At 75.8% G+C, this 10,913-nt stretch carries 8 protein-coding genes; 4 read left to right on the forward strand and 4 right to left on the reverse strand.

Annotated elements, in window-relative coordinates; translation table 11 throughout:
- Positions 1-29 precede the first annotated feature (29 nt).
- On the forward strand, positions 30-746 hold the full coding sequence (locus AB0J53_RS05110; RefSeq protein WP_357593150.1) for a PaaX family transcriptional regulator C-terminal domain-containing protein: 717 nt from the start codon (positions 30-32) through the stop codon (positions 744-746).
- Here the strand turns inward: AB0J53_RS05110 and AB0J53_RS05115 are convergent.
- On the reverse strand, positions 736-1,737 hold the full coding sequence (locus tag AB0J53_RS05115; protein ID WP_364168732.1) for a hypothetical protein: 1,002 nt from the start codon (positions 1,735-1,737) through the stop codon (positions 736-738). The two genes, AB0J53_RS05110 and AB0J53_RS05115, sit on opposite strands and share 11 nt — an antisense overlap.
- A 116-nt stretch (positions 1,738-1,853) precedes the next feature.
- On the opposite strand from AB0J53_RS05115, the gene AB0J53_RS05120 reads away from it, so the two are divergent.
- The 3 genes from AB0J53_RS05120 (at position 1,854) to AB0J53_RS05130 (ending at position 5,039) form a co-directional block, all read left to right on the forward strand.
- Positions 1,854-3,251, forward strand: a complete 1,398-nt coding sequence (locus AB0J53_RS05120) for a glutamate--cysteine ligase (protein WP_357593146.1) — start codon at positions 1,854-1,856, stop codon at positions 3,249-3,251.
- 64 nt (positions 3,252-3,315) lie between these two features.
- Positions 3,316-4,353 carry a zinc-dependent alcohol dehydrogenase family protein gene (locus tag AB0J53_RS05125; protein ID WP_364168734.1) on the forward strand — a complete coding sequence of 346 codons (1,038 nt, stop codon included), beginning with the start codon at positions 3,316-3,318 and terminating at the stop codon, positions 4,351-4,353.
- 80 nt (positions 4,354-4,433) lie between these two features.
- Positions 4,434-5,039, forward strand: coding sequence for a response regulator transcription factor (locus tag AB0J53_RS05130; protein ID WP_364168736.1), 606 nt, complete (start codon positions 4,434-4,436; stop codon positions 5,037-5,039).
- Here AB0J53_RS05130 and AB0J53_RS05135 read toward each other — a convergent pair.
- From AB0J53_RS05135 to AB0J53_RS05145, 3 genes are read right to left on the reverse strand one after another with little or no spacing between them, the layout of a single operon-like run.
- Positions 4,923-6,992 carry a prolyl oligopeptidase family serine peptidase gene (locus tag AB0J53_RS05135; protein ID WP_364168738.1) on the reverse strand — a complete coding sequence of 690 codons (2,070 nt, stop codon included), beginning with the start codon at positions 6,990-6,992 and terminating at the stop codon, positions 4,923-4,925. The genes AB0J53_RS05130 and AB0J53_RS05135 overlap by 117 nt on opposite strands.
- Positions 6,989-8,731 (reverse strand): ABC transporter ATP-binding protein, encoded by a 1,743-nt coding sequence (locus tag AB0J53_RS05140; protein ID WP_364168740.1) that lies wholly within the window; start codon positions 8,729-8,731, stop codon positions 6,989-6,991. The genes AB0J53_RS05135 and AB0J53_RS05140 overlap by 4 nt, the downstream gene beginning before the upstream one ends.
- A complete protein-coding gene (locus tag AB0J53_RS05145) occupies positions 8,728-10,836 on the reverse strand; it encodes an ABC transporter transmembrane domain-containing protein (protein ID WP_364168742.1) in 2,109 nt (702 codons plus the stop codon). The genes AB0J53_RS05140 and AB0J53_RS05145 overlap by 4 nt, the downstream gene beginning before the upstream one ends.
- Positions 10,837-10,913: the final 77 nt, after the last annotated feature.

The raw sequence follows: 10,913 nt of genomic DNA on the forward strand, positions 1-10,913 counted from the left end.
TCCGGAGTGTTACATATACTCGACACGCGATGGAAGAGCGTAATGGACTGAGTGCCCGGTCGGCGGTGCTGAGCGCGTTGCTCGGCAGCCATCCGCCGAGCCTGCCCGCGCGCCGGCTGGTGCGCATCGGCGCGCTGTTCGGCATCGCCGAGGGCACGGTGCGGGTGGCGCTGTCACGCATGGTCGGCGCGGGCGACCTGACCCAGGAGGGCGGCCTCTACACGCTGTCGGAGCGGCTGGTGGAGCGCCAGGCCCGGCAGGACGAGAGCCGCGCCCCGCACACCCGGCCGTGGGACGGCACGTGGGAGATCGCCGTGGTGACCGCCGAGCGGCGGGCGCCGGCCGACCGGGCGGCCTTCCGCCACACGATGACCGCGCTGCGCCTGGCCGAGCTGCGCGAGGGCACCTGGATGCGGCCCGCCAACCTGCTGCGCGACTGGCCCGGCAGCGTGACCGCGCAGTGCACGCTGATCGACGGCCGCCCGCACGGCGACCCGACCCCGCTGCTGTGGGACCTGGAGGGGTGGGCGGCCGAGGCCCGCAGGCTGGAGGGGGCGCTCGGCCGCGCCGAGGGGCTGGCCGAGGGGTTCCTGGTGTCGGCGGCGGTGCTGCGCCACCTGCTCGCCGACCCGCTGCTGCCGCCGGAGCTGCTGCCGCCCGGGTGGCCGGGCGGCGAGCTGCGCGAGCGTTACGACGCCTTCGACCGCCGCTACCGGCGGCTGCTCGAACGGCACCTCACAGACTGACCCCGAAGATCACCCGCTTGCCGCGGAACTCGGTGAGGCTCCACAGCTTGCCGTCGTGCACGGTCAGGTCCTCCGGGCCGACCGGGTACGGCCTGGCGGTCACCTCGCCGCCGCGGTCCACGAGCAGCCTGCCGTTGCCGGAGCTGCCGCGCGACTGGCTGAGATACCAGGTGTCGCCCTGCGAGAGCGCGCCCTGGATCTTCTCGTGGCCCAGCAGGTGGGCGTCCTTGGGCGTGCCGTCCAGCGGCAGGTCCCAGCGGGCGACCCGGCCGCCCGGGCCGTTGTCGTACTCGCCGGAGATGAGCGTGCCCGAGGTCCGGTCGACGGCGGCGAAGGAGAAGACCGCGCCCTTGTCCGCCACCCGCCAGAAGTCACTCTGCGGGATCACGTAGCGGTAGCCGAAGGCGTGCAGCCGGCCGCCGTGGCGGCCCACCCGGTTGCCGTCACCCAGGTCGTCCTGGACGGTGCGCAGGTCGAGCACGTGGTTGAGGTCGAAGACGCGCAGCCCTCTGGTGGTGTCGGCCACGTACAGCAGGTCGCCGTGGCAGGTGACGCCGCCCGCGTGGATGTCGATCGGCGCGTAGGCGCCGTCGGGCTTGGCCTCCACGAGCAGCGCGTGCCGGTATTTCAGCGTGCGCGGGCTGAAGAACGTGGCCCTGATGCCCCGCTCCCCCCGCTCCGGCTTGTAGTACCAGGTCGCCACGAACACCGGCACGCCGATCGAGCCCGAGTCGTCGCCGCTGGTCAGGCCCTGCGGGTACCAGTCGAGGGTGTCCTGGTCGCCGGCGTCGAAGGCGTACCACTCGGCGGGGCGCGGGCTCATCGCGCCGAGCGCCGCGCGGGCGCCCCGGCGGACCGCGTCGCGGTTGGCGGCCTCCAGCACCGCCTCCACCGAGGCGGCGCCGATCTCGCCGGCCAGCCTGGCCGCCCCCTCGGCCAGCGAGCCGGTCGCCCGGCGCAACGTGAAGGGCGTCTCGTCCGTGGGAACCATGTTCCCAGTCTGGCTGATGTGGCGGGGCTTTCAGGGGGGTATCGGCGATCCGGTCCCCCCGCAGGGTCCGCCGCCGCGGGAGGTGTCAACCCGCTCCCCCAGGACAGAGGGGGGTGATGGGACGGGATCTGCACAAGGCGCGTTTTTCCGAGGAAGAGTTCCGGCTGTTCGGCGAACGGCTGGAGGAGCAGCTGGGCGTGCTGCGCGGGCTGCTGGAGCGGCCGGGGTTCGGCGAGGGCCCGGTCACGATCGGCGCCGAGCTGGAGTTGTTCCTCGTCGACGAGGCGGGCCGGCCGCTGCCGCGCAACAGCGAGGTCCGGGCGACGCTCGACGACCCGCGCGTGGTGCTGGAGCTGGGCCGGTTCAACCTGGAGGTGAACCTGACGCCGCTGCCGCTGGCCGGGCAGCCGTTCGAGCGGCTCGGCGCGGAGATCCAGGAGACGTTGCGCAAGGTGGACGCGGCCGTCGACGGGGGCGGGGCGCTGCCGATCGGCATCCTGCCCACGCTCGACGCCGACGACTTCACGCCGGACGCGATCAGTGACGAGAACCGGTACGAGGCGTTGAGCCGGGGCATCCGGCGGCTGCGGCTGGAACCGTTCCTGGTCAAGATCGACGACCTGGAGCTGTCGGTGGAGAACGTGATCCTGGAGAGCGCCAACACCTCCTGGCAGGTGCACCTGCGCACGCCGCCCGGCCGGTTCGCCCGGCTGTTCAACGCCGCGCAGCTCGCCATCGGCCCGGTGCTGGCGGTGTGCGGCAACTCGCCGCTGTTCCTGGGCCGGACGCTGTGGGAGGAGACGCGGATCGCGCTGTTCGAGGAGGCGGCCGACGACCGCGACGTGGAGCGGCTGTACCGCAAAGACGGGCGGGTCACGTTCGGCTCCGACTGGGTGAAGGAGGGCGCCTACGAGGTGTTCGAGCGGTACGTGCGCGACTACGACCCGGTGGTGCCCGATCTGACGGCGGCGGGCGATCCGGCCGAGGTGCCGCAGCTCCGGCTGCACCAGGGCACGATCTGGCAGTGGAACCGGCCCGTCTACGACCCGGCCGACGGCGGCCACCTGCGCATCGAGATGCGGGCGCTGCCGGCCGGGCCGTCGTGCGCGGACATGGCGGCCAACACGGCGTTCCTGCTCGGGCTGACGCTGGCGCAGGCCGAGCGCGACCTGACCGGTTACCGGTTCGCGCAGGCGTACCAGAACTTCTACCGGGCGGCCATGCACGGGCTGGACGCCAAGCTGTCGTGGCCGGGCAGGGACGGCGAGTTCGAGGCCGCCGACCTGGTGCTCAGCCTGCTGCCGGAGGCGCGGGCGGCGCTGCTGGGCGCCGGGGTGGCCGCCAGGGACGTGGAGGACGCGTTCGAGATCATCGAGCAGCGGACGCGGCTGCGCCGCACCGGCGCGGCCTGGCAGCGGGAGACGCTGAAGGCGTTCGGCGGCGACCGGGAGCGGCTGGTGCGCCGCTACCGCGAGCTGGCGCTGTCGGGCCTGCCCGTCCACCTGTGGCCGTAGGGGGCCGGGCACGGCTCCCACCTGCCCTTGCGCGAGCCGCGGCAGTTGACCCTAAGCTCATGAGATGCGAGCGGTTGCCTTTGACGTCTTCGGTGGAGAGCTCGACGTGCGCGAGCTGCCCGACCCCGCCCCCGCCCCGCACGGGGCGGTGATCAGGGTCGAGGCGACCGGTCTGTGCCGCAGCGACTGGCACGGCTGGCAGGGGCACGACCCGGACATCCGGGTCCTGCCCCACGTCCCCGGCCACGAGCTGGCGGGCGTGGTGGAGGCCGTCGGCGCCGAGGTGCGCGGCTGGCGTCCCGGCGCCCGGGTGACGGTCCCGTTCGTGTGCGCCTGCGGATCCTGTACGGCCTGCGCCACCGGCGACCAGCAGGTGTGCGAACGGCAGACGCAGCCGGGCTTCACCCACTGGGGCTCCTACGCCGAGCTCGTGGCCGTCGACCACGCCGACGTCAACCTGATCGCGATCCCGGAGGAGATGGCCGCGGTCACCGCTGCCGGGCTCGGCTGCCGGTTCGCCACGTCGTTCCGGGCCGTGGCCCAGGTGGGGCGGGTGCGGCCGGGCGAGTGGGTGGCGGTGCACGGCTGCGGCGGCGTGGGGCTGTCCGCCATCATGATCGCCACGGCGGCGGGGGCGCGGGTGGTGGCCGTCGACATCAGCGCCGACGCGCTCCACCTGGCCGAGCAGGCGGGCGCCACCCACTTCGTCGACGGCTCGGCGGGCGACGCCGCCGCCCAGGTCAGGGAGCTGACCAGGGGCGGCGCGCACGTGTCGCTGGACGCGCTCGGCAGCCCGCAGACGTGCGCCGCCTCGGTCGAGAGCCTGCGCCGGCGCGGCCGTCACGTACAGGTCGGGCTGCTGCCCGGCGGGCCCACGCCGGTGCCGATGGACCGGGTCATCTCCCAGGAGCTGAGCCTGCTGGGCAGCCACGGGATGGCCGCGCACGCCTACCCGCCGATGCTGGAGATGATCAGGGCCGGGCTGCTGCAGCCCGACCAGCTCGTCACCCGGACGATCGGCCTGGCCGACGCCGGCAAGGCGCTGGCCTCGATCGGCTCCGTCCCCGGCGTCACCATGATCACACCCGGATTCCCTATCTGACATGGCCGCTTTTCAGCGGGGCGCGTTTGGGTAAGGATGAGACGCCCTGTGTGACTGCCCGCCTGACCACGAGGAACGCGATGATCCGAACCTTGCTGGCCGAGGACATGCATCTCGTCAGGGGGGCGCTCGTCGCCCTGCTCGCCTACGAGGAGGACATCGAGATCGTCGCGGAGGTGGACCGGGGTGACCGGATCCTCTCCACGGCGCTCTCCTGCAAGCCCCACGTCGCGGTGCTCGACATCGCGCTGCCCGGCCAGGACGGGCTGTCGGCCGCGGCCGAGCTGCACCGCGAGTTACCGGAGGTCGGGGTGCTGATCCTGACCGGAGTGGGCACGCCCGGCCTGCTGAAGCGCGGGCTGGACGTGCACGTGCGCGGCTTCATGGCCAAGGACGCGCCGCCCGGCCGGCTCGGCGACGCGATCCGGCGGGTGGCCGCCGGCGAGCGGGTGATCGACTCCGAGCTGGCGATCGCCGCGATGAGCCCGTCCGACGCGCCGCTCACCCAGCGGGAGCTGGACGTGATCGGCGCGGCGGCCGAGGGCGCCTCGGTGCCGGAGATCGCCGCGTCACTGTTCCTGGCCGAGGGCACCGTCCGCAACTACCTGCACCGGAGCACGTCCAAGCTGGGCGCGCGCAGCCGCATCGACGCCATCCGCATCGCCCGCGAAGCCGGGTGGATCTGAGCGGGTGTGCTCCGCCAGGAAGGCCAGCGCGTCGGCCGCGAGCGCGATGGACCTGCTGACCGCCCGCGCGCCGTGGCCCACGTCCGGCTCATGGCGCAGCAGGATCGGCCGGTCGCCGCCGGTGGCGCGCTGCATCGCCGCGCACATCTTGCGCGCATGCATCGGGTCCACCCGCGTGTCGGCCGCCGAGACCGTGAACAGCGTCGCCGGGTAGCCCACCCCGTCGCGGACCCGGTGGTAGGGCGAGTAGGCCAGCAGCCACGCGAGCTGCTCGGGGTCGTCGGGGTCGCCGTACTCGCCGACCCACGACGGGCCGAGGCCGCTGCGGTGATAGCGGACCATGTCGAGCAGCCCGGCCGAGCACACCGCCGCCGCGAACAGGTCCGGCCGCTGGGTGACGGCCGCGCCGACGAGCAGGCCGCCGTTCGACTCGCCCCAGACGGCCAGCCGGTCCGGGGTGGTCCAGCCGTCGGCGACGAGCTTCTCGGCCGCCGCCGTGAAGTCGTCGAACACGTTCTGCTTGCGCGCCAGCATGCCGTCGCGGTGCCAAGCCTCGCCCTCCTCGCCGCCGCCGCGCAGCCCGGCGACGGCCAGCACGCCGCCGGCCTCCACCCAGGCGAGCGAGTCGCTGGCGTAGCCGGGCAGCAGGGGGATGCCGAAGCCGCCGTAGCCGGTCAGGATCGCCGGCCGGGGGCCGCCGCCGGACGGGCGGGCCACGACGAGCATCCGCACCCGGGTGCCGTCGGCCGAGGTGTACTCCAGGCGCCGGCTCTCCACGTCCGGCGCCGGCACGTGCCCCGGCGGGGTGGCCCACAGCGTGGCCTCGCCCCGGCGCGCGTCGTAGCGCCACACCTGCGGCGGCGTGACCGCGTCGGTGTAGCTGAACCACGCCTCGTGCCCGCCGCCCGGCCGTGACGTCAGCGGCCCGATCGAGCCGAGCCCGGGAAGCGGCACCTCGCCCAGCCGCTCCCCCGTCTCCGCGTCGTGCACGCCGATCTCGCCCACGGCGTGCCGGGTCGCCGACAGCAGCAGCCTGCCGCCCTGAAGGACGGTGAACGAGCCGAGCACCGCCTCGGGATCCTCCGCGACCAGCTCGCGCCACCGCTCCGGGGCCTCCGGATCGGCCACGCACAGCCTGCGGCGCGGCGCGTCCCGGTCCGTCAGCAGGTACAGCCGCCCGTCGGGGCCCACCCCCGCGGCCGTGCGCGCCCGCACGCCCTCCTGCACCGCGCGCGGCTCCCCGCCGCGCGCCAGGTCCGCCAGCCAGACGTCGTGGTACGAGGCGCCCGCCGAGATCAGCAGCCAGCGGCCGTCCGGGCTGATCGTCAGCCCGTAGGAGACCGGGCCGCGCTCGAACACCGGCACGTCCTCAGCCTCGCCGATCCGGTGCAGGTAGACGCCCTGGTGGAAGCGTACGTAGTAGAAGGCGTCGCCGCCGGGCAGCCAGGCCACCGGCGAGTAGCGGCAGCCGCCGATCGGGCCGTCGACCCGCTCGCCCGTGGCGACGTCGCCCACGTACAGGTCCGCGCGCTCGTCCCCGCTGCGCGAGAGCTGGTACGCCAGCAGGCGCCCCGCCGGGTCCGGCTGCCAGTCGTCGAGCGTCGTCAGGCCGGTCGGGTCGAGCTCCATCGGGTCGAGCACCGGCCGGTCGTCGCAGTACAGCACCGGGTGCTCCTGCCCGGCGTCCTGCCGCAGGTGGAAGCGCCGCTCGCCGCGCCACACCGGGGCGGTGACCAGGCCGACGCGGCTCAGCTCGGTCAGCCGGGCCAGGAAGCGCTCGCGCAGCGGCGGCCGGGCCGCACGCCACAGCGCGTCCTGCTCGGCCAGCCAGGCGCGGGTGTCGGGGCTGGCGGGGTCCTCCAGCCAGCGGTACGGGTCGCGCACCTCGTGGCCGTGCAGGTTCTCGACGAGGGGCAAGTAGGACGCTTCTGGATATTTCACGATTTTTGTCATGACACGGTCTCCGGTTCCCAATGTCCGGCCAGATCGGCATACAACGGTGAGGCGGCCACCAGCTCGTCGTGCCCGCCCACGATCGCCCGCCCGCCGTCCAGCAGCAGGATCCGCCGGGCGCGCAACGCCGACGTGAGCCGGTGCGCGACCACCACCAGCGTCCCGCCCCGCCGCACGAACGCCCGCTCCACCCGCGCCTCGGCCGCCGGGTCCAGATGGCACGTCGCCTCGTCCAGGATCACCAGCCGCGCCGGCGCCACGTACGCCCGGACCAGCGCCACGAGCTGCCGCTGCCCCGCCGGCAACGCCCCCGGATCCACCACCGCCCCGTAGCCGCCCACCGCCTCCACCAGCTCCCGGGCCCCCAGCTCCGCCACCGCCCGGTCCAGCACCGCGTCCACCTCGTGGCCCCCGCCGGAACCGGCCCCCCGCACTTCCCCAGCAGCGCCCGCCGGGGTCTCCGCCTCTTCGGTGGGGGGTTCGCGGAGGTAGGTGAGGTTGTCTCGGAGGGTGCCGCGGAAGACGTACGCCTCCTGCGGGATGAGGACGCGGGCGGCCGGGTGGACGTCCGGGGCGGGGATGCCGCCGACGAGGACCTCGCCGGCGCCGGGCCGCAGGGTTCCGGCGACGAGCGCCGCCAGCGTGGACTTGCCCGCGCCGCTCGGCCCGACGACGGCCAGGTGGTCGCCCTCCGGGATGCGCAGGTCCAGACGGTCGACGACGGGCTCGGAGTGGGGCCCGTACGCGAACGTGACCCCGCGCAGCCGCACCTCGGCGCCCGGCGGCGTGAGGCGGGCCGAGACGGGTGGGCGGGGCGGGGCCGCGGCGGTGATGCGCGCCAGCGTCGCCGCGAGCCGTACGCCGCTGACGCCCAGCCCCTGGATGAGGCCGTTCAGGGCGGGGGCGAGGGACTGGGTGACGTACGCGAGCGTGCCGACGATGACGCCCGCGCCCGCGCCGCCCGCCAGCAGCCGGGGCGTCCCGGCGAGCACGAGCACCACCGGCAGCCAGCCGCCGACGGCGAGCGCGGCGGTGCGCACCGCCGTCATCCTGGCCAGCGACCGGGCCGCGGCGGCCTGCCGGGCGACGCGCGCGGACAGACGGGCGTCGGCGCGGTCCTCGTCCCCGCAGGCCACGATGTCGCGCAGGCCGCCCGCCAGGCCGGTCATCGCGTCGGACAGCTCCTCGTCGGCCACCAGGAACGCGCGCTGCCGCCGGGCGAGCGCGGGCAGCGACGCCAGGAACAGCGTCAGCCCCGCCACGAACGCGGGCAGCACCAGCACGAGCGCGCCCGGCACCAGCGTCGACAGGCCGACCACCACCCCGGCCACCGTGAACGCGAACCCGCGCACGGTGGTGACGACGGCGGCGAACGCGTCCCTGGCCAGCTCCACCTGCAGCCCGGCCCGCGCGACGGCCGCGCTGTCGCGCGGCTCGCGGGCGTGCACGGCGTCCTCGACGACCCGGGTGAGCAGGTCGTCGCGGAACGGCTCGGCGATCCCGGCGACGGCGAGCACCACCTGGCGCGCGGCCACGGCCGCCAGCGCCCACGCGGCGCCCAGCGCGGCCAGCCACACCAGACCCGTCCCGGGACTCCCGGCGGCGAACCCGTCCTCGATGGCGCGCGCGACGGCATGCCCGATGAGCACCGCCGGGGCCGCCTCCAGCAGCGACCACACGCCGATCCTCACCAGCAGCCGCGGCTCCCGCCGCAGCGCCCCCCACACCACCCCCCTCACCGCCCACCACCGAACCCCTCGCTTTGCCGAGGCGCCAGCCCACCCTGCCCCTGACGGGGAGCGGGCGCTGCCCGGTCCTCCCCCGAGCTGGGAGCACCGCCCGCAAGGTGACCGTCCCGGCGGGGAGCGGGCGCCGCCCGGCCCTCCCCCGAGGCGGCAGGACCGCCCGCAAGGTGGCCGTCCCTGCGGGGAGCGGGGGCGGGAGGACCGCCCGCGCGGCCCTCGCCCGCGCGGGGAGCGGGCGCTGCCCGGTCCTCCCCCGTGACGGGCGCGCCACCCGGAAGGTGGCCGTCCCGGCGGGGAGCGGGGGCCGAAGGGGTCCCCGCGCGGGGCGGGGGTGGGGGGTGGTGCTTGCCCGAGGCGGCGGTGTCCGTGGCGTGGGGGGTGGATTGGAAGATGGCTCGGTAGGCGGGGTCCTGCCAGAGGTCGCGGTGGGGGCCGGTGGCGCGGACGGCGCCGTTGTCGAGCCAGATGACCTGGTCGGCGCGGGCGGCCGTGGCGAGGCGGTGGGCGACGATGAGGCGGGTGCGGCCGCGCGGGTCCTCGGTGAGGGCGCGGGCGACCTGGCGTTCGGTGACGGTGTCGAGGCTGGAGGTGGCGTCGTCCAGCACGAGGAGCCGCTCGCCGCGGGCGAACGCGCGGGCGAGGCCGAGGCGCTGGCGTTCGCCGCCGGACATGGGGGCGTCGGCGAGCGGGGTGTCGTAGCCGTCCGGCAGCCGCCGTACGAAGGAGTCCGCGCAGGCGGCGCGTGCCGCCTCGGCGACGTGCTCGGGCAGGTCGTCGCCGGAGGGGCCGGGGTACGGGGTGAGGGCGTCGGCGATGGTGTCGCCGGTCAGGACCGGGCGTTCGACGGCGTACCCGATGGCCCGGCGCAGGGTGCGGCGGGGCAGTTCGGTGAGGGGGACGCCGTCGAGGAGAACGGCGCCGCCGGACGGGTCGGCGAGGCGGGCGGCGAGGGCGGCGAGCAGGGACTTGCCTGATCCGGAGCGGCCGACGACGGCGGTGACGGTGCCGCCGGGGATGACCAGCTCGGGGACGGCGAGCCCGGCGGCGGTGACGGACCGGAACTCGAGGGTGCCGGGGGTGCGGCCGGAGGCGGCCCCGCCGGCCGTGCCGGAAGGCTTGGGAGGGTACGGCGGTAAGGGGTGGGTGCCGTAGTGGGGGGTGGGGAGGGTGAAGAGCTCGGCGACGCGGGCGGCGGCGGAGCGGGCGCGGGCGAGGCCGCCGAGGTAGCCGAGGGCGCCGCTGAGGGCGGCGCCGAGGACGGCGTAGCGGGCGGCGGCGTAGAGTTCGCCGATCGTGAGGTCGCCGGCGGCGAGCAGGAGCCCGCCGGCGGCGAGGACGGCGATCTCGACGACGGGCACGACGAGGCCCGCCTGGACGCCGGCGGTGGCGTTGGCGCGCCACAGTCCGAGGCCGCGGGCGCGCAGGCGGGGCAGGGGGCCGAGGACGCGGCGGGCCTCGCGGTCGGCGGTGCCGGCGGCGGTGATGGTGCGGGCGCCGCCGAGCGCGTCGACGAGGCGGGCGGCGATCTCGCCCTGGACCTCCTGGTAGCCGCCGGCGACGGCGGTGGTGGTGCGCAGGAAGGCGCGCAGGACGAGCAGGATGGCGACCACGCCGGCGGCGAGGGCGGCGGCGAGGCGGGGGTCGATGAGGACGAGGGCGACGAGGGCGCCCACGGTGGGGACGAGCGGGGTGAGGGCGCCGGTGACGGCTTCGGGGGCGCGGCCGACTTCCTCGGTGTTGAGCCCGGTGCGGGTGACGAGCTCGCCGCCGGGGTAGCGGCGGGTCACGGGCAGGCCGGCGGCGAGGACGTGGCGCAGGAGGCGCAGGCGGAGTCCGGCGGCGGCGTGGGCGGCGCTGGCGCCGCGGGCCCAGACGCCGAGGCTCTCGCAGAGCATGACGGCGGCGACGACGGCGGCGCTGAGCGCGAGCCAGAACGTCTGCTGGGGGGCGGCGGCGGTGAAGGCGTCGACGGTGCGGCCCACGAGGTAGGGCAGGGCGAGTTCGGCGGCGGCGCCGGTGATCGCGGTGACGGCGAGGATCGCGGGCCAGGGCCCGCCGCGCCGTACCGTGTCGAGCACGAGCCGGTCTGCGGCCTGCATCCGTCGTCTCCTCGGGGGGCATGAAGGTGAGCGGGTCCCCGCGCCGGCACCTGCGGTGCGGGGACCCGTGCCACAGG

The sequence above is a fragment of the Nonomuraea sp. NPDC049725 genome, assembly GCF_040674795.1.
In the GTDB taxonomy this organism is placed as follows: domain Bacteria; phylum Actinomycetota; class Actinomycetes; order Streptosporangiales; family Streptosporangiaceae; genus Nonomuraea; species Nonomuraea ceibae.

Bases quoted from the DNA above. Each gene is read 5' to 3' on its own strand.
- AB0J53_RS05135 (WP_364168738.1), bottom strand. From the start codon at position 6,992: ATGACAAAAATCGTGAAATATCCAGAAGCGTCCTACTTGCCCCTCGTC.
- AB0J53_RS05110 (WP_357593150.1), top strand. From the start codon at position 30: ATGGAAGAGCGTAATGGACTGAGTGCCCGGTCGGCGGTGCTGAGCGCG.
- AB0J53_RS05130 (WP_364168736.1), top strand. From the start codon at position 4,434: ATGATCCGAACCTTGCTGGCCGAGGACATGCATCTCGTCAGGGGGGCG.
- AB0J53_RS05125 (WP_364168734.1), top strand. From the start codon at position 3,316: ATGCGAGCGGTTGCCTTTGACGTCTTCGGTGGAGAGCTCGACGTGCGC.
- AB0J53_RS05115 (WP_364168732.1), bottom strand. From the start codon at position 1,737: ATGGTTCCCACGGACGAGACGCCCTTCACGTTGCGCCGGGCGACCGGC.
- AB0J53_RS05120 (WP_357593146.1), top strand. From the start codon at position 1,854: ATGGGACGGGATCTGCACAAGGCGCGTTTTTCCGAGGAAGAGTTCCGG.
- AB0J53_RS05145 (WP_364168742.1), bottom strand. From the start codon at position 10,836: ATGCAGGCCGCAGACCGGCTCGTGCTCGACACGGTACGGCGCGGCGGG.